Here is a 17,511-nt window from a genome sequence, read left to right as displayed (position 1 = left end):
CCCATCCGCTGGTACAGCATGACGGTTACTGTTTCATGAATGCAGCCGGAGCAAAAACTCTGTTCTCCACTGCATGATCATGACAGCAATCTGTTATTTTATTGATGATGATCAGACAGTAACGGTACCTGGTAAGATCGCCATGACAGACCGTAATCGCTTATTCCGATCCGATCAATTCGGATACAAAATTCCGGATCTGCCGCAGCCCATCGGCTTTGCGCTCCGGGTCGGTAAGCAGCGGAATCTGGGACTCGATCTGACGCACAATTGCGCTGCCCACCACTACGCCGTCGCAGAACTCGGAAAATTTACGTACCTGCTCATGACTGGAAATGCCAAACCCGACCGCTACCGGCAGATCCGTGTTTGCTTTGACATTACGGATAAATTGCTCCACATTGTTATGGAAAGAAGCACGCTCACCGGTTACACCGAGCGAAGAGACGCAGTACACAAACCCCTGTGCCCCATCCAGAATGGAAGCAATCCGTTCTTCCGAAGTAGGTGCCACGAGCGGTACGAGGCTGACACCTGCTGCTCTGGAGCGGCTGCGCATCTCTTCGGATTCTTCCACCGGCAGATCCGGTATGATCATGCCGCTGATATCATAATGCTGCATCTGCTCGAAGAAGCGGTCCAGTCCATACTGCAGGATCGGATTGTAATAGGTGAACAGGATAAAAGGCATCGTCACTCCGCGGCTGCGCGCCTGCTCGGCGACTTCCAGACAGGTATCAATCGTCACCCGATGAGTCAGTGAACGCTGGGATGCGCGCTGGATCACCGGACCATCCGCCAGCGGGTCAGAGTACGGAACGCCAAGCTCCAGGATATGTGCTCCGGCCGCCTGCAGCTCGACGATAATATCGACGGTCGTCTGCGGATCGGGATCACCTACCGTTAGGAAAGGAATCAGCGCGGTGCCGCCCTTTTCCCGAAGTTCGGAAAATGTAACATCCATCCGGTTCTGGCTCTGTCCTGTAATACTCATAGCGACCCCTCCCGTTCATATCTCATAATGGATTCGACATCCTTGTCACCGCGTCCCGACAGGCAGATGACCAGCAACTGATCCGCTGTCATTTCCTTGGCGAGCTTGACGGTATGGGCAATGGCATGAGCGGATTCAAGTGCTGGAATGATGCCTTCGGTCCGGCACAGCAGCTTGAGTGCATCCAATGCTTCCTGGTCAGTGATCGGCACGTACTGGGCACGCTCAATATCCTTGAGATACGAATGCTCCGGGCCGACACCGGGATAATCCAGTCCGGCTGAAATAGAGTGTGCTTCCTGCACCTGTCCATGCTGATCCTGCAGCAGATAGCTCATCGAGCCCTGAAATACGCCTTTGGTACCGAGGCTCATCGTGGCTGCATGCAGTGGAGTATCAATACCCCGGCCGGCCGCTTCCACACCGATCAGGCGTACTTCCTTATCTTCCACAAATGGATAGAACATGCCGATCGCATTGCTGCCGCCGCCGATAGCCGCTACCACGGTATGCGGCAGACGGTTTTCCTTTTCCAGAATCTGACGGCGGGTCTCGTCGCCGATCACCCGCTGGAAGTTACGCACCATCATCGGATACGGATGAGGACCGACGGCAGAGCCGAGAATGTAGAACGTATCGTCCACATTGCTGACCCAGTAGCGCAGCGCTTCATTGCCTGCGTCCTTGAGTGTACGGCTGCCCGAGGTAACCGGTACGACTTCGGCGCCCAGCATGTTCATGCGGAATACATTGAGCTGCTGACGCTTAATATCCTCTTCACCCATGAATACTTTACATTCCAGACCGAGCAGTGCTGCGACCGTGGCTGTCGCAACGCCATGCTGTCCGGCTCCTGTTTCGGCGATTACTTTTTGCTTGCCCATGCGCTTGGCAAGTACACCCTGGCCGATCGCATTGTTGATTTTGTGAGCGCCGGTATGGTTGAGATCCTCACGCTTGAGATAGATTTTTGGACCGCCCAGCTGTTCGGTCAGTCTCTCTGCATAATAAAGCGGGGTCTCGCGTCCGGAATATTCTTTGAGCAGATAGGCAACCTCTGCATTAAATTCATCGTCAGCCGCATATCTGCGGTAAGATTCTTCGAGCTCAATCAGTGCGTTCATTAGCGTCTCCGGCACATAGCGTCCGCCGAAGTCTCCAAATCTTCCTTTTGCATCAGGTAGTGTTGTCATTATGATCTCGCCCTTTCCACAAACGATTTGATTTTTGCAATATCCTTGGTTCCATCCGTCTCGACGCCGCTGGACACATCAATACCTTCCAGCGGATAGCCGGACAGCAGTGCATTCACATTATCCGGGTTCAGTCCTCCCGCGACAAACAGCGGGATATTCCGCGCTGCGGTCCAGTCATGGTAAGCACGAATCCGGTCCCAGGCAAATGTCTTGCCGGAGCCTCCTCCATACAGAGGGTCATACGTATCTAATAAAAAGGCGTCTACGCTGCCTTCATACATTTCCAATTGAGCAGCAGCATCCAACTCGGGCTGCTGCGGATTGCCGCCAAGGGAGATTACCTTGAATACCTGCACATCCAACACCTCACGTACCTGCTGGCAAAATTCCGGTGTCTCCTGGCCATGCAGCTGGATCACATCCAGTGGAGCAGTGCTCATGACAGCACCCAGTTCATCCATCGTCGGATTCACAAACACTCCTGCACTCTGTGGACGCTTTCCATCGGGCCACTGCTGCAGCACTCCGATCAATCCGGCTGCCTGCTGTGGTGTGATCTGACGCTTGCTTTTTGCGAACACAAACCCGATATAATCGACGGGTAACGGTATCATAGATTTTAGCACTTCAACGCTTTGAAGTCCACAAATTTTTATCCTCGTTTCTGCTTTACCATTGTGTTTTCCGCTCTCATTTATAGCAGGATCAGGATGGGAAAAAGCAGATTGTGACTGCTGATTATTCATGGGAATCCTCGGCAGCAGACTGCAAACGAGACTGCGCAGGTTGCATGAGGGTTCGGACCGCCTGGGCAATATCATCCTGTCGCATAAAATATTCTCCAACTAGCACGCCGGCAGCTCCCGCTTCAGCTACATAACGGATATCATCCGGTGACATAATCCCACTCTCGCTAATTAAAGGCACTCCTTCAGGCAGCAGCTTGATCAGCTCTGCGGTCGTTGTCAGCGTAGTCTCGAAAGTCTTGAGATCGCGGTTATTCACACCGATTAATCCATGTTCTACCGCTCCCTCGGCTGCCAGTACAATCTCCAGTTCATGACGATCATGTACCTCGATCAGTACATCCAGTCCGAGTGATACAGCCAGTCTCAGGTAGTCACGAATCTGTGCAGGTGTCAAAATGGCTGCAATCAGCAGAATCGCATCTGCTCCGATCAGACGCGCTTCGTAGATCTGCCGTTCATCGATAATAAAGTCCTTGCGCAGCAGCGGCAGCTGAATCGCTTCACGAATCTCGGTCAGATAGCTGTTATTTCCCTGGAAATACTGCACATCGGTCAATATCGAAATGCAATCGGCTCCAGCCTCTTCATAGGCACGAGCGATATGTACCGGATGAAAGTCCGGACGAATCAGCCCTTTGGACGGTGAAGCTTTTTTTACTTCGGCAATCAGACCGAGGCTGCGATTTGGTGTCTTGGTCAGTGCATCCCGGAATCCACGCGTTGCAGGCATGGCGGATATCTGACGCTCTGCTTCTGCCAACGAGAACCGGCTGGCTAACTGTTCCACTTCACTTTGTTTGGTTACGACGATACGATCAAGATACATAGCTATATGCCTCCGTTGTCTGAATTAGTTGTTCCAGCTTGTGAGCTGCTGCCCCGGAATCGATGGCTGCCGCAGCAATGGCTGCACCTTCTGCCAGATGATCGGCCTGTCCGGCCAGGTAAATGCAGGCTGCCGTGTTGGCCAGTACAACATCACGATAAGCACCTTTCTCTCCATGCAGTACCCGGCGGATAATATCTGCATTTTGCAGTGCATCTCCACCAAGCATATGTTCCAGCGGATGCATATCCAATCCAAAATCATGCGGATTCACTTCATACGTCTGCACCTGTCCGTCCCGCAGCTCGGCGATCCGTGTAGGAGCGGCAATGCTGATCTCATCCAGTCCGTCATGACTGGCGACGACCATCGCACGCTTGAGTCCCAGCAGATTCAGCGTCTCGGCGACCGTCTCGATTTTGCTGCCATCATACAATCCGATCAGCTGGCGGTCTGCGCCTGCCGGATTGGTCAGCGGCCCCAGCATATTGAAGACCGTGCGTACGCCTAGTTCGCGTCTGGTGGCGGCGGCGTGCTTCATTGATGGATGGAATACCTGGGCAAACAGGAAGCAGATGCCGATCTCATCGAGACAGCGGGCCGCCTGATCGGCATTCAGTCCGATATTGACCCCGAGTGCTTCCAGCACATCCGCACTGCCTGCCTTGCCGGAAGCCGACCGGTTGCCATGCTTGGCTACACGTACCGATACCGATGAAGCAATAATAGCCGATACGGTGGAAATGTTAAACTTGTGAATGCCCGATCCGCCTGTACCGCACGTATCCAGCAGATTGGAGGACAATACCGGCACCCGTCCGCCACTCATGCGCATCGCTTCGGCAAAGCCTGCAATCTCTTCCACAGTCTCTCCCTTGACCCGCAGCGCTGTGAGCAGCCCGCCGATCTGCGAAGGTGTCGCTTCCCCGCTCATAATGGTACTCATCACACGGTTCGCTTCTTCCCGCTGCAAATGCTCTCCCTGAATGACTTTGGTAATGGCCTGCTGCATCGTTGCTGATGTATGCATATCGTCTCCTCCTTTGAATTCTGCTACTGTAAAATACCATAACTGTAGACGTATAAATTCATTTTCATGCTATATCGAAATCACGTTATCAACTCGTGTTTTATTTTAGTGGTACCGGCTCGTAGCCATACAGATAATCCTGATTGGTCACCGTATCCTGCTGCTTTGCTTGGGGCGGGAACATCGCTTCCGCTACCCGGATCGATTTGAGCATCCCTTTGGCTTTGTTGACTGTTTCCTCATATTCATTTTCCGCAATGGAGTCCCAGACGATACCGGCTCCGGCCTGCACATAGGCACGACCATGTTTGAAAATAATCGTCCGGATCGTGATGCATGCATCCATATTTCCGGAAAAGCCCAGATATCCGATGGCACCGGCATACGCACCGCGTGCTTCATTCTCGATCTCTGCGATAATTTCCATCGCCCGCAGCTTCGGTGCGCCGGATACCGTCCCCGCTGGCAGACAGGAGAGAAACGCATCAAAGAAATCTTTGTCCTTGCTCAGTTGGCCCGATACATTGGACACGATATGCATGACATGCGAGTATTTCTCGATCTGCATAAAAGAATCGGTCTTGACCGTACCGTATTCGGATACACGTCCCAGATCATTCCGTCCCAGATCGACGAGCATTAGATGTTCTGCCCGCTCTTTCTCATCCTGCAGCAGCTCCTCGGCCAGTGCCTGATCTTCCGCCTCTGTCTTACCTCTCGGCCGCGTACCGGCGATAGGACGGGTCTGCAGCCGGTCGCCTTCCACTTTGACGAGCGCTTCCGGCGAGGTCCCGACGATAATCTCGTCATCCATTTTCAGGTAATACATATATGGCGAAGGGTTCATCGTTCGCAGTACCCGGTACACTTCCAGCGGAGCAACCTCAGTTTCAATATGGAAGCGCTGGGACAGCACCACCTGAAAAATGTCTCCGGCCCGGATATATTCTTTGGCCCGGCTTACTCCGCCCAGATATTGTTCCTTGGTCATATTCGACTGAATCTCGCCCATCTCGATATCTTCGGATACCGGAGCGCGTCCTGCTGTGCTGACTGGCGGCTGATTGTGCAGCAGCAGTTCCATACTTTCCAGCTTGCGTGAAGCCTGGTCATAGGCTTTGCGGATCTGCTGATCATCTGCTCCCTCGGGAATGTGCACATTGCTGACGAGCAGGATATGCTGCTTCACATGGTCAAAGACCACAATCTGATCGCAAAACATAAACTGAATATCGTCCATGCCCATATCATCCACCCGGTGAGCCGGCAGCCTCTCGTAATACTGCAGCAGATCATAGCCGAAGAATCCGATCGCTCCGCCTGTAAAAGGAGGCAATGTGTCCAGCTTGGGACTGCGGTAGCGGCGCAGCAGCGCTTTGAGCTGCTCTACCGGCTTGCCGATTAAGGCCTTTTTCTCGCCGTTCACTTCCAGTGTGATCTGTCCCTGCTTGCCGGAGATCATCAGGAATGGGTCACTGCCGATAAAGGAATACCGTGCCCATTTGCTGCCACCTTCCACACTCTCCAGCAGAAAGGCTCGCTTATGATCCGCGTAACGCTGGAAAATCCGGATCGGTGTCTCCATATCTCCCAGCAGCCGCTTGGTAATAGGAACCAGATTATATTGACCTGCCATTGCGATCACTTGCTCTACCTGTGGTTGAATCATAAGTATCCGCTCCTTTGTCTCGTATAGGGATAGTTCGTTTGAATTTGATAATGACACGCCGGATAACAAAAAAAGCCTTCACGCGTAATGACGCATGAAGGCTGCTATTGGTATAAATTGTACAAATGTAAGAAACAGACATATTCATCCATTTCCCGCTTCCCCGGTAATTGAACGTATCATCCTGTCCTGTGACAGTGATCGATACGATTATGGCAAAAGCAGCTCTCTCCCTCTGGAAAGCGGCCTGCTCTGCGGATTCATTCATTTTCCGGTTCTGCTCTTAAAACGCCATCGCACCTGTAATCGCTACGGACACACGACCGGGACAACCATCATCTGCTGATCTACTCTGCATATGCGGTTTATCCATACTGTCCGCCGATAGGGCTTACGTTTTCTTCTCATCTATACTCTTCTCTACTCAATTGCATCTCATCTCAATACACGGCTCATACTGCTTATTAATCTTGTTGTATACTATACCCTACAACGAGCAGCTGACGCAACCCTTACAGTGAAAAAGATGATTGTACACTGGATATCATTCATTTGCTTCATCCTCAAAGTCCTGATATCAAGCTCAAAGTCCTATATCAAAAATTTATTTTTATATCCACTATATATTTCATGATGCCTAAATAACTTTTGGGATATGTAAATTATTTTAACGCTTTAAAGTGAAAAAGCAAAGACAGAGAGATGCCTTTGCTTTTGTATCGTTCCTCTATGCTGTTTTGCTCTATCATTGATCTGTTATAGGTAGTCGATGATGTTCAACAATACATCATTCCCTGTCTGCTCAGGAAGTAGCCAGATCCGGCCGCAGCCGCTTGGCTTCATTCAGGTAGACATGCCGGATCTCCTGCTGGGTCTTGGTCGTATTGATATGCAGCATTAGCCGGATACACATGGGCAGACTACCCTGTACCGGCACTTCCAGTGCACACATCAGCGGAACCATATTCCAGCCCTCCATCTCGCGGATTGCCAGAGCCGGGAAGACCGCATCCAGATCAGGTGTCATTGTGATCCAGATGCTGCTGATATCTTCCGGTTCAAACTCATTACGGGCCACAATTTCCCGCAGCAGTACCAGCGTCTCATCCAGAATTTCCTGGCGGTCGTTGCGGGCCACTGTAGTGGCTCCGCGAATACCTCGTACGTACATGGTTCTACACCTCTTTCTTTAAAAGCTCAACGGTCCTGCGAACCAGATCGTAATCGACATTGCGGTTAATCTCCACTTTGCCAATCTCCAGCGGTACTACAAAGGTCATCTGCCCTTCCTGGAACTTCTTGTCATGCATCATCGCCTTCATGATCCGGTCCACACTCAGATGCTCCGGCAGTACGGTAGGCAGTCCAAGCGACTGCAGCATTTCCCGGGTCGTATCGACCAATCCCGGCTCTGCACCCAATGCTTCACCGATCAGAGCCGAACCGACCATCCCGATCGAAATAGCTTCACCATGAATAATCTCGCCGTAGCCGGCTACCGCTTCAATCGCATGACCGATCGTATGACCCAGATTAAGGATAGCGCGCAGATCATTTTCCCGTTCATCCTGCGACACCACTGCCGCTTTGATCGAACAGCCTTTTTCCAAACCGTAACCCATGGCCTGCATATCCACAGACTTTAGCTCTTCGGCATGTTCCAGACACCAGTAGGCAAATTCACGATCCCAGATCAGTCCGTGCTTCACCATCTCGGCGAGTCCTGCATACACTTCACGTGCCGGAAGAGTTTTCAGCGCAGAAAGGTCATACAGCACAAGCTCCGGCTGATGGAAGACACCGATCATATTTTTGGCAAGGGAATGGTTGATTCCAACCTTGCCGCCGACGCTGCTGTCATGCGCCAGTACCGTGGTCGGCATCTGGATAAAGCGAATGCCTCTCATGTACGTTCCAGCCACAAAACCGGCAAGATCGCCCACAACGCCTCCGCCCAGTGCGATGACTGCAGATTTGCGGTCCAGACCGCCTTCAATCGCTTTGGTCATTACCGCTTCAAATACGGACAGCGATTTGGAAGTCTCACCGGACCCCACAATCGCTGTAACCACTTTAAATCCGGAAGCAGTCAGAGACTGCTCCACTATACTCAAATACGGATCAGCCACTTTTTCATCCGTAACGATCAGCAGCGGACTCTGCTTGGACAGCTGATGCTTTTCCAGATAGCTGCCCGCCTGTTGAAGCAATCCTTCGCCAATGTAAATGGGATACGAACGTTCGCCAAGTTGAACGTCGACGATCCGGATATCACTCATTAGTATTCATCCACCTGAGCCTGGTAGTTTTCCAGGTTTTTGCGGATTTCTGTCATCGAGTCACCACCGAATTTTTCCAGGAAAGCCTTGGCTACTTCCCAGGCGACCACACTCTCCATCACTACGCTGGCAGCCGGAACCGCACATGCATCCGAGCGTTCCACTTGAGCGGTAAATGGTTCTTTCGTATCAATATCCACGCTCTGCAGCGGCTTGTACAGCGTCGGGATCGGCTTCATGACGCCGCGTACGACGATTGGCATACCGTTGGTCATGCCGCCTTCGAATCCACCCAGACGATTGGTCGCCCGGTGATAGCCACGTTCCTCGTTGTACATAATCTCATCATGTACCTGGGAGCCGCGGATATGTCCAGCCTCGAATCCGATGCCAATCTCCACACCTTTGAAGGCATTGATCGACATGACTGCCTGGGCGATTCGTGCATCCAGCTTGCGGTCATACTGCACATAGCTGCCCAGTCCAACCGGGACACCTTCGATAATGCATTCCACGATGCCACCGATGGAGTCGCCTTCTTTTTTGATCTGGTCGATGTAGGCTTCCATTTTTTGTTCGGTTTCCTTGTCGACCACGCGTACTGACGATTCTTCCGTACGTGCTACCAGCTCATCAAGCGGCAGATTGTTCGGCGGCGCTTCGATCTCACCGATCCGAATTACCTGTCCACCAACCTTGATGCCAAAGGAAGCCAGGAATTGGCGTGCTACTGCACCTACCGCCACGCGAATCGCTGTCTCGCGGGCGCTGGAGCGCTCCAGTACATTACGCAGATCCTTATGGTTATACTTGAGTCCGCCATTCAGATCGGCGTGACCGGGACGCGGGCGATGGACGCGGCGCTTCTCTTCATCCGTTCCTTCCATTGGCTCGATATTCATAATTTTGGTCCAGTGCTTCCAGTCATTGTTGGCAACAACGAGTGCAACCGGTGCGCCCGTCGTATATCCATGACGAACACCGCCTACGATATCCGCTGTATCTTTTTCAATTTGCATCCGGCGGCCGCGGCCATAGCCTTTTTGGCGGCGTGCCAGTTGGAAATTCAATTCCTCAAAATCAAGCTGCAGTTCGCTCGGCAGCCCCTCAATAATCGCAGTCAGCTGGGGTCCGTGAGTCTCCCCTGCTGTTAAGTAACGTATACTCATTTTTGCGTTCCCCCTTTAAACTGTTAAACTGTGCATCGCTAAAATCCGTAATTACCTTTGCTTATTATAGTACAGCCTTTATCCATTTGACAAGGAACGTCAAGCATTGCATTTTCATATGGAAAAGAGAATATTTCCGGCTCTGTATAACAAAAACACGCCGTCTGCTGCCGGAGCAAAACAGACTGCGTGTTTTGTGCATTATCTTCGATATTGATAGACTCTGCCATCCTCAGCGGATCATAATACCGCGAAGCAGCAGACTTTCTTGTATTTCTGGTTAGTAGAGCTATAAGTAATTCACCGCTCAGCAATACCTTTGCCGGCCAGAGGGCATGATCTAACTGCCCGTACTGGCCCTATATTGCTGCATACTGCCGGTTCCCCCCATGCAGCTACATTTACCATTCTTCCACTACGGCTGCAATCAGCCGTTTTTGTGATAAAAGAACGTCTCGGATGAATCAAATCCGTATTGTGCCGGAGAGAAAATCTGCTCCGTACTGCCTACAAACAATACGCCGCCCGGACGCAGACTCGCCGCGAACTTATGGTACAGCATGCTTTTGGCTTCTTCAGTGAAATAAATCATGACATTACGACATACAATCAGGTCATATCCGGTTTCAAACGTATCTGTCAGCAGATTTCCCTTGCGGAACTGCACAGCCTTCTTGAGGTTGTCATTTACAGCAAACATATGACCATTTGGTGTGAAATGACGTTTGGCTACATCCGCTGGTACATCTTTGAGCGAGCGTTCCAGATAAAGTCCTTTTTTGGCTTTTTCCAGGGCACCATCATCAATGTCAGTCGCATGCAGGGTCGTTGAAGACAGAATATTTTTATCGGCCAAAATCGTAGCGATGGTATAAGGCTCTTCACCTGTCGAGCAGGCAGCACTCCATACTTTGAGGTTCTTGCCACTCTTTTGCAGCTGCGGCAAAATGCTGTCACGCAGCACTTCCCAGCGGTTCGGGTTACGCCAGAACTCGGATACGTTGATCGTCATCCGATCGAGGAACTCATAAAATAATGCTTTGTCTTTGAGCATGGCATCGAAAAATGCAGAGAATGTGGCAAAACCGTTTTTGGTACGCAGCGTTGTCAGTCTGCGCTTCATTTGTGCTTCCTTATACTGTGCTAAGTCAATGCCCGTACTATCTTTCACTTTTTTGATGAAACCTGTATAGTCCGAGTCTGGTTGAACGGCATCATTTGTAAGCATGGCATCACTTCCTTGATTTCATATTGAGTGTAGTCCATGCGAGGGTATGTTTAGAGCCAGACGGAAATGTTTTTTTCGTAAACGCTTAACTCGTCTGGAGTGAAAAAGTTCGCGATCTCTCGTTCTGCACTCTCGGGCGCATCGGAGCCATGAATCAGATTGAAAGGAGTGTGAGCAGCGAAATCCCCACGGATTGTACCGGGCAGTGCTTCAGTGACTTTGGTTTTGCCCATCAGTGTACGGGATAATGTGATGACATCATCGCCTTCCCATACCATGGCAAAGACCGGTCCTGAAGTAATAAAGTCAATGAGTTCTCCGTAGAACACTTTGCCTTCATGCTCGGCATAATGCCGCTTGGCCTGCTCTTCCGTCGGAATAAGAAACTTGCCTCCGATCAATTTGAATCCTTTGTCTTCGAAGCGGCTGATAATGCGTCCCATTAACCCCCGCTGTACTCCATCAGGTTTAATCATCAAAAATGTGCGTTCCATTGATTCACTCTCCTGTTATCTACAAAGTGATCTGCTATCGGAGCAATTTCAAGATGCCCACTTGTGTATTCTAACAGAAAGTGTGAATTACAGAAAGAAACACCATCATATACGTTTCCGACATTTTTTGATAAAATACTACCCTCAAAAAGTACAATACTCGTTATGTGCCTGATTTCCGACAAGCAACCAGCCTTTGATGCGGTTAGCGGAAAGCCATTCACATACTTCGTAACTTATATATCGACCGGAGGTGGTCTGTCTGTTAGTTCTTGTCGAGAAATGTTTTTGAAATTCACAACATTAATGGGAGCGCTTAGCAACAAAATGCGCTATTTCCTGCAAATGCTTTTGTGTTTTGCCGGATGGAAGCTGCTTCAGCGCATCCATCGCCTTTTGAATATATCGATCTGCCAGCACTTCAGCCTGTTCGATTCCCTGGCTGCCGCGGACCATCTGAACAGCCTGCTTGACGTCCGTCTCCCCATTCGCCTGATGAATCCGGTTGATCTCGGCCAACAGCGGCTCTCTCAGCGAATTATCCTGCAGAGCATACAGCACCGGCAGCGTAATATTGCCCTGACGCAGATCACTGCCCGGAGGCTTGCCGATTTGTTTTTCCGTACCGCATAGATCAAGCACGTCGTCACGAATCTGAAACGCCATACCTACATTATAGCCGTAGCGGTACAGCTGGCGTGTAACTTCACGCGGTGCATCCGCAGCCAGTCCGCCCAGCTGGCAGCTGATCGCAATCAGCAGTGCCGTTTTGCGGCGAATCCGCAGCAGATAACGGCGAATCGTCTGATCCGTATTGAAAAAGTCGCGGATCTGCTCCATCTCACCGATGGACATCTGTACCATTGCCTTGGCGAGTACACGATGAATCTCCGGATTTTCCAGTCTGGCTACAATAGCCAGTGCCTTGGCATAAATATAGTCACCGGTATACATGGCAATCCGGTTATCCCATTTGGATTTGACGGTCAGCTGTCCGCGGCGCGTCTGTGCATCGTCGATAACATCATCATGCACCAGGGAAGCCATATGAATCAGTTCGAGCGGGACGGCTACATTGCTCAGCCGTTCCAGATCATAATTGCCATACTTGCCTCCAAGCAGCACAAAAGCGGGACGAAGCCGCTTTCCTCCCGCTTTCAACAAATGAAGTGAAGTTTCATTGAGCAGCGCATGCTCGGTATCGATGCTGCGGCTGAGCTCACGTTCAATTACGTTCATATCTTTTTTTAGTGTCCCGAAAATGTCCAGTAGTTTCATTCGTTCACCCGTGTCATCGTATTGTCAGTCCATAATTCCATATTCACTTCGTGATCCAGCAAACCCAGCTCATAGGCATATTTAAAATACAAAGCGAGGCCCTGCTGCTCCTGCTCTCCAAAATCATACCATAATTGCCGGAAGTAGTGCTCCCAGTATTCATGACTGCCGCCCATTTTCTGGCGTGCTTCATGAATAACCGGATTCAGATCAGCTACACTGCGCTGCTTGCTGATGCGCAGCTGCTCGCCAATTTCGCTTACCAGCTCCGGATACGCTGCAGCAAACTGCTTGTTCACCGCCCAGACAGCAAATGTCATGCTCAGTCCGGTCCACTGTTTCCATTCCAGTCCCAGATCGGTAATGATATACCCTGTCTCCCGCTGTGCAGCAGCAATCGCATGATCACCGATCAGCAGTGCGGCATCACAGCTCTCCATCATTTGATCCAGATCCGGATCCATGGATATGTATGCCGGTTTGTAACCATAACGCTTATCCAGAATAATTTTGAGCAGATTAATGGATGTGGCTGATGTATTTGTCAGCGCGATCGTTCCACTTCCCAGTTCCGCTACCGGCTTTCTGGAAAACAGAAGAATCGATCCGACCGCATTGCGGGCACTTACCGAAAGATCCGGCAGCAGCCAGAAATCATTAGAACGTGTTCCATAAGCAAAAGAAGATACCGGTGTAATATACAGACGGTCTTCCAGCAGACCGCGGTTCAGGTTAGCCGGAAGATCGCTGTGGATAACAGCCGGTACAGACAGCTGCGTCGGATCAAAGTTCTGATAAATGGGCCAATCATTTGTATATTCAATTTTACCAATTTTGATCGGCAATTCAAACTTACTCACTGTTATTCCCCCATCGTTCAAATAAATGATGCTCAATATCGAGAATATCGAGCACTTTGCCAACCATAAAGTCGACGGCATCTTCCAGTGTCTGAGGGCGGTAATAAAAAGCCGGCATCGCCGGAATGATACTGACTCCCATACGGGCCAGCTTAAGCATATTTTCCAGGTGGATCGCATGCAAAGGTGTTTCTCTTGGAACTATAACCAGTTTCCGTTCTTCTTTAATCATTACATCCGCTGCACGGGTCATCAGATTGGAGGAAGTGCCTCCGGCAATATTCGCCAGTGTCCCCATGGAGCAGGGAATAATGATCATTGCTTTGACCCGGAAAGAGCCGCTCGCAATCGATGCACCGATATCCGAAAAGGAATGATACACCAGCTTGCCCGGCAGGGAACCGAAATGCTCGCTAAGCATCTCTTCCCTGCTGGAAGCTGTCCAGTCCAGTTCTTCCTTGAGCACTCTCCACCCGGCATTTGAGATCACCAGGTGGACACTGTAGCCCATCGATAACAGTACTTCGATCAGACGAACGCCGTATACAGAGCCGCTGGCTCCGGTAATGCCAATCACATAACGCTTGCTGACATGATCCGGATGATAACCGGCAGGAAAAAGGGCGTCAGACTCGGACCGTGCGTGTTCCGGACGGTTTACCACCATTGTTTAACCGCCAGATCAACCAGTGTAAACACGAACATAATGATGCTGAGCGCTCCATTCATCGTAAAGAATGCCGTTTGCAGACGACTCAGATCTTTTGGCGTTACGATATAGTGCTCATAGAACAGAATCGCACAGGCAATAATCACGCCGGCGATATACCATCCACCCAGATCCGTAATGAACAATAGACTGATCAGACCGGCTGCTGTAATAACGTGGAATCCCTGAGCGATTTTGAGTGCGCGCGGAATACCGAAGCGGCTCGGGATGGAATGCAATCCTTCTTTGCGGTCAAATTCCGCATCATCACACGCATAGATAACGTCAAATCCGGCTGTCCAGAACGTGATCGCAATATAGAAGACAATAGCTGCCCAGTCGAGCCGGCCGGCGACAGCGACCCATCCGCCCAGCGGAGCAAGCGCAATCGTCATCCCGAGCACAACATGGCACAGCCAGGTAAATCGTTTGGTAAAGGAATAGAAAATCAGCATAAACACCGCGATTGGCAGCAGCTTGAGTGCCAGCGGTGATAACTGGGTCACCGCCCAGAAAAAGACAACGAGTGAAATTACAATAAAGATAACGACCTCACCAGAGCGAAGCAGCCCGGCCGGAATGGCCCGCATCATCGTACGCGGATTTTTGCCATCAAAGGTACGGTCAATCAGACGATTCAGTCCCATCGCTGCACTGCGTGCACCGACCATGGCAACCAGAATCCAGACGATCTGCTCCCAGGTTGGCAGATGCCCTTTGACTACATAAGATCCCAGCATCGCGCCCATAAAGGCAAATGGCAGGGCAAACAGGGTATGCTCAATTTTAATCATTTCCAAAAATATCTTAATCTTCTTAAACATCCTACTTCTCCTTGATCCCAATATGAAGTGCCGCAATCCCACCGGTTAGCGGATAAGCCTGAACCTGCTGAAGTCCGATTTCACGGAACACATCGGCCAGCTCCTCGCGTCCAGGGAAAGCTTTGAGCGAGTCCGGAAGCCATTTGTACTGTTCGTAACGCTTGGCGACCAGCTTGCCCATCAGCGGCAGCAAATTCTGAAAATAAAAATAATAAATGCCTTTAAACGGCTGCCAGGTCGGCTTGGATAATTCCAGACAAACGACCATACCGCCAGGTTTGACGACACGCTGCATTTCTTTGAGCGTCTGTACCAGATCCGGCACATTGCGCAGTCCGAATCCGATCGTCACATAGTCGAATGAATTATCCGCATAAGGCAGATCCATCGCGTTGCCCTGGGTCAGCGTAATATTATCGCTCCACCCGTCACGGTCAATCTTTTTCTGTCCAAACTGCAGCATATTCGGGCTGAAGTCCAGGCCGCATACCTGACCGGTACCGCTGGCTTCGGCCAAACTGAGCGTCCAGTCACATGTACCACAGCATACATCCAGTGCAGAATCGCCGCGCTGGACGTTCATTTTTTTCATCGTAAACTTACGCCATGTCTTGTGCATGCGGAAGCTGAGCAGATCATTCATCATATCGTATTGTGGCGCAATCGATTCAAACACCGACTGGACAAATTGTTCTTTGGGTTTGACACTTTCCGGTTTGCTCATAGTGTTACCACCTCTTCTGAATTACTTGGATTATGCGGTTAACGCAGAGTGGCATATCCTTCCGTCAAACGGGAGATGTCTGCACGCAGGCGCTCATTGCCAGGCTGCTGCAGATGTGTCTCAATCGCAGACAGGGATTGCTCCAGCAGTCGGCTGATCTGCCCGGCTGTTCCATACTGCTCATACCACTGCGCCCAGCGCGGACTGTCTGTCGGCTCGGTCATCATGGCAGCCTGATCCTGTTCGGCTGCCTGCTCCAAGGCATAATACAAGCTGTAATGTCCGAATGGACGCTGCAGCAGGGAAGCCTCCTCCAGCTGCATATCCTCGGCCAGTACCTCGCAGCGGCTGAATTCATACAGCAGCTCTTCCCACAACGTGGTGCGGGAGGCCGGAAGATAGGCTGTAAATGAAAGAAACAGCTGCATCTTCAGCTGTGTAATCGCCTCGATATACTGTTCGGAGGTAAGCGGCGTTTTCTGGACCTGCTGATACAGATTCATTTTCAGACGGTTGTTCTCACAAATGGCTTCGCTGAGACGGGCTACCATCTCAATCTCGCCCGCTTTGGCCAGCAGCTCGTAGAAGCGGCTGCTGAAATAATCGCCTGCCAGTACATTCAGCTGGCGGGAGCGCATTTTATCTTCTTCCTGATGCAATGGGGAAGTATCGATCAGATCATGCGTATCCAGAGCCATCTGTACCAGCCCTGTAACGAGGGAAAACAGCTGCCCCCGGGATGTTTCCTGTTCCGTATCTGCCGCCTCATTCAAAAAAGCCAGCAGCAGCCGAGCTCTTATGTCCGGAAAATCGGGGATCTCGGTATGCTCTTGAATCATATCGTATTCTGTATATTTTTGGGATGTTTCCAATAAGCGATACGGTTTCATCTCAGCCTCCATGCCTTCGTTTGGCAAGTCTATATTTTCACAAACTATAATGTTTTAGATTTAAACATTTCAGTTCATTATAACATATGTTTTTTCGACAAGACAGGGCAAGTGAATATTTGTAAGTCCATTATGATTGGGTTGTATAAACAATAAAATACTGGCTTTCCCACAATTAAGTCCAGCTTAATAATGAGGAAGCCAGTATAGGTGCTGCAGGCTGCGACAGTGTTGTGCAGCAGCCATATTAATCTTCCGTTTTCACGGTACCATGCTTGGTATGCACTTCAGCATCGCCCCTGATTTTGATGGCGGATGTATTTTCCGTAAACTGCACGATCAGCAGCTCACCTTTGTCCAGCTTTTCCGTATGATGAAAACGAGTATCCCGTCCGCGGGTCAGACCGATAACCTGCACTCCGTTTTCCTTGGCCTTGATCACTACATAATCACCATTTACAATACCGTCTTTTGATGGCTCCATCATTTCCTCCTTTTGCTTGTCATCGCTGTTACATTAAGTATGCTGGCAGATGCGGAAAGGACCGTGAACATGAAGATCACGGTCCTTTCCTGAACATGGAATATGTAC

General features: G+C 50.5%; 18 protein-coding genes. All 18 read right to left on the bottom strand.

Annotation, left to right across the window (positions count from 1 at the left end; genetic code table 11):
• Positions 1-160: 160 nt before the first annotated feature.
• The 18 genes from trpA to mtrB all read right to left on the bottom strand — a co-directional run bounded on the left by trpA (position 161) and on the right by mtrB (position 17,403).
• Positions 161-994: a tryptophan synthase subunit alpha gene (trpA, locus tag WH45_RS14175; protein ID WP_046215023.1), complete on the bottom strand. Its 834-nt coding sequence runs from the start codon at positions 992-994 to the stop codon at positions 161-163.
• A complete protein-coding gene (trpB, locus tag WH45_RS14170; RefSeq protein WP_046215022.1) occupies positions 991-2,187 on the bottom strand; it encodes a tryptophan synthase subunit beta in 1,197 nt (398 codons plus the stop codon). The genes trpA and trpB overlap by 4 nt, the downstream gene beginning before the upstream one ends.
• Positions 2,187-2,888: a phosphoribosylanthranilate isomerase gene (locus tag WH45_RS14165; RefSeq protein ID WP_268748575.1), complete on the bottom strand. Its 702-nt coding sequence runs from the start codon at positions 2,886-2,888 to the stop codon at positions 2,187-2,189. The genes trpB and WH45_RS14165 overlap by 1 nt, the downstream gene beginning before the upstream one ends.
• Before the next feature lie 40 nt (positions 2,889-2,928).
• The gene (gene trpC, locus WH45_RS14160) at positions 2,929-3,765 is read right to left on the bottom strand and encodes an indole-3-glycerol phosphate synthase TrpC (protein WP_046215020.1); all 837 of its coding nucleotides are present in this window, start codon (positions 3,763-3,765) and stop codon (positions 2,929-2,931) included.
• Positions 3,755-4,795 carry an anthranilate phosphoribosyltransferase gene (gene trpD / locus WH45_RS14155; RefSeq protein ID WP_046215019.1) on the bottom strand — a complete coding sequence of 347 codons (1,041 nt, stop codon included), beginning with the start codon at positions 4,793-4,795 and terminating at the stop codon, positions 3,755-3,757. Before trpD ends, trpC begins: the two co-directional genes overlap by 11 nt.
• A 100-nt stretch (positions 4,796-4,895) precedes the next feature.
• On the bottom strand, positions 4,896-6,464 hold the full coding sequence (trpE, locus tag WH45_RS14150) for an anthranilate synthase component I (RefSeq protein WP_046215018.1): 1,569 nt from the start codon (positions 6,462-6,464) through the stop codon (positions 4,896-4,898).
• Between the two features lie 802 nt (positions 6,465-7,266).
• Positions 7,267-7,635 carry a chorismate mutase gene (gene aroH, locus WH45_RS14145; RefSeq protein ID WP_046215017.1) on the bottom strand — a complete coding sequence of 123 codons (369 nt, stop codon included), beginning with the start codon at positions 7,633-7,635 and terminating at the stop codon, positions 7,267-7,269.
• Positions 7,636-7,639: 4 nt separating this feature from the next.
• Positions 7,640-8,734, bottom strand: a complete 1,095-nt coding sequence (gene aroB, locus WH45_RS14140) for a 3-dehydroquinate synthase (RefSeq protein WP_152663567.1) — start codon at positions 8,732-8,734, stop codon at positions 7,640-7,642.
• 8 nt (positions 8,735-8,742) lie between these two features.
• The gene (aroC, locus tag WH45_RS14135) at positions 8,743-9,912 is read right to left on the bottom strand and encodes a chorismate synthase (RefSeq protein WP_046215015.1); all 1,170 of its coding nucleotides are present in this window, start codon (positions 9,910-9,912) and stop codon (positions 8,743-8,745) included.
• Positions 9,913-10,339: 427 nt separating this feature from the next.
• Positions 10,340-11,140 (bottom strand): CheR family methyltransferase, encoded by an 801-nt coding sequence (locus WH45_RS14130; protein WP_046215014.1) that lies wholly within the window; start codon positions 11,138-11,140, stop codon positions 10,340-10,342.
• Between the two features lie 50 nt (positions 11,141-11,190).
• Positions 11,191-11,634: a nucleoside-diphosphate kinase gene (gene ndk / locus WH45_RS14125; protein ID WP_017814395.1), complete on the bottom strand. Its 444-nt coding sequence runs from the start codon at positions 11,632-11,634 to the stop codon at positions 11,191-11,193.
• Between the two features lie 303 nt (positions 11,635-11,937).
• Positions 11,938-12,912 (bottom strand): polyprenyl synthetase family protein, encoded by a 975-nt coding sequence (locus WH45_RS14120; protein ID WP_046215013.1) that lies wholly within the window; start codon positions 12,910-12,912, stop codon positions 11,938-11,940.
• A complete protein-coding gene (locus WH45_RS14115; RefSeq protein ID WP_046215012.1) occupies positions 12,909-13,772 on the bottom strand; it encodes a menaquinone biosynthesis protein in 864 nt (287 codons plus the stop codon). The genes WH45_RS14120 and WH45_RS14115 overlap by 4 nt, the downstream gene beginning before the upstream one ends.
• Positions 13,765-14,439, bottom strand: a complete 675-nt coding sequence (locus WH45_RS14110) for a UbiX family flavin prenyltransferase (RefSeq protein ID WP_235338376.1) — start codon at positions 14,437-14,439, stop codon at positions 13,765-13,767. Before WH45_RS14110 ends, WH45_RS14115 begins: the two co-directional genes overlap by 8 nt.
• On the bottom strand, positions 14,430-15,305 hold the full coding sequence (locus WH45_RS14105; protein ID WP_046215011.1) for a UbiA-like polyprenyltransferase: 876 nt from the start codon (positions 15,303-15,305) through the stop codon (positions 14,430-14,432). Before WH45_RS14105 ends, WH45_RS14110 begins: the two co-directional genes overlap by 10 nt.
• A 1-nt stretch (position 15,306) precedes the next feature.
• Positions 15,307-16,029: a demethylmenaquinone methyltransferase gene (locus tag WH45_RS14100; protein WP_046215010.1), complete on the bottom strand. Its 723-nt coding sequence runs from the start codon at positions 16,027-16,029 to the stop codon at positions 15,307-15,309.
• Positions 16,030-16,067: 38 nt separating this feature from the next.
• A complete protein-coding gene (locus WH45_RS14095) occupies positions 16,068-16,919 on the bottom strand; it encodes a heptaprenyl diphosphate synthase component 1 (protein ID WP_046215009.1) in 852 nt (283 codons plus the stop codon).
• Positions 16,920-17,166: 247 nt separating this feature from the next.
• Positions 17,167-17,403: a trp RNA-binding attenuation protein MtrB gene (gene mtrB / locus WH45_RS14090; RefSeq protein ID WP_017814388.1), complete on the bottom strand. Its 237-nt coding sequence runs from the start codon at positions 17,401-17,403 to the stop codon at positions 17,167-17,169.
• Between the last annotated feature and the right edge of the window lie 108 nt (positions 17,404-17,511).

The sequence above is a fragment of the Paenibacillus wulumuqiensis genome (genome assembly GCF_000971965.1).
Taxonomy (GTDB): domain Bacteria; phylum Bacillota; class Bacilli; order Paenibacillales; family Paenibacillaceae; genus Saccharibacillus; species Saccharibacillus wulumuqiensis.
Note: the sequence above shows the minus strand (reverse complement) of the source record. Positions and strands in the feature narration are given on the sequence as shown.

Coding starts and splice junctions, on each gene's coding strand:
- trpD (WP_046215019.1), bottom strand. CDS start 4,795: ATGCATACATCAGCAACGATGCAGCAGGCCATTACCAAAGTCATTCAG.
- WH45_RS14105 (WP_046215011.1), bottom strand. CDS start 15,305: ATGTTTAAGAAGATTAAGATATTTTTGGAAATGATTAAAATTGAGCAT.
- mtrB (WP_017814388.1), bottom strand. CDS start 17,403: ATGGAGCCATCAAAAGACGGTATTGTAAATGGTGATTATGTAGTGATC.
- WH45_RS14110 (WP_235338376.1), bottom strand. CDS start 14,439: ATGGTGGTAAACCGTCCGGAACACGCACGGTCCGAGTCTGACGCCCTT.
- WH45_RS14130 (WP_046215014.1), bottom strand. CDS start 11,140: ATGCTTACAAATGATGCCGTTCAACCAGACTCGGACTATACAGGTTTC.
- trpB (WP_046215022.1), bottom strand. CDS start 2,187: ATGACAACACTACCTGATGCAAAAGGAAGATTTGGAGACTTCGGCGGA.
- aroC (WP_046215015.1), bottom strand. CDS start 9,912: ATGAGTATACGTTACTTAACAGCAGGGGAGACTCACGGACCCCAGCTG.
- WH45_RS14100 (WP_046215010.1), bottom strand. CDS start 16,029: ATGAGCAAACCGGAAAGTGTCAAACCCAAAGAACAATTTGTCCAGTCG.
- trpE (WP_046215018.1), bottom strand. CDS start 6,464: ATGATTCAACCACAGGTAGAGCAAGTGATCGCAATGGCAGGTCAATAT.
- WH45_RS14120 (WP_046215013.1), bottom strand. CDS start 12,912: ATGAAACTACTGGACATTTTCGGGACACTAAAAAAAGATATGAACGTA.
- WH45_RS14095 (WP_046215009.1), bottom strand. CDS start 16,919: ATGAAACCGTATCGCTTATTGGAAACATCCCAAAAATATACAGAATAC.
- aroH (WP_046215017.1), bottom strand. CDS start 7,635: ATGTACGTACGAGGTATTCGCGGAGCCACTACAGTGGCCCGCAACGAC.
- trpC (WP_046215020.1), bottom strand. CDS start 3,765: ATGTATCTTGATCGTATCGTCGTAACCAAACAAAGTGAAGTGGAACAG.
- trpA (WP_046215023.1), bottom strand. CDS start 994: ATGAGTATTACAGGACAGAGCCAGAACCGGATGGATGTTACATTTTCC.
- ndk (WP_017814395.1), bottom strand. CDS start 11,634: ATGGAACGCACATTTTTGATGATTAAACCTGATGGAGTACAGCGGGGG.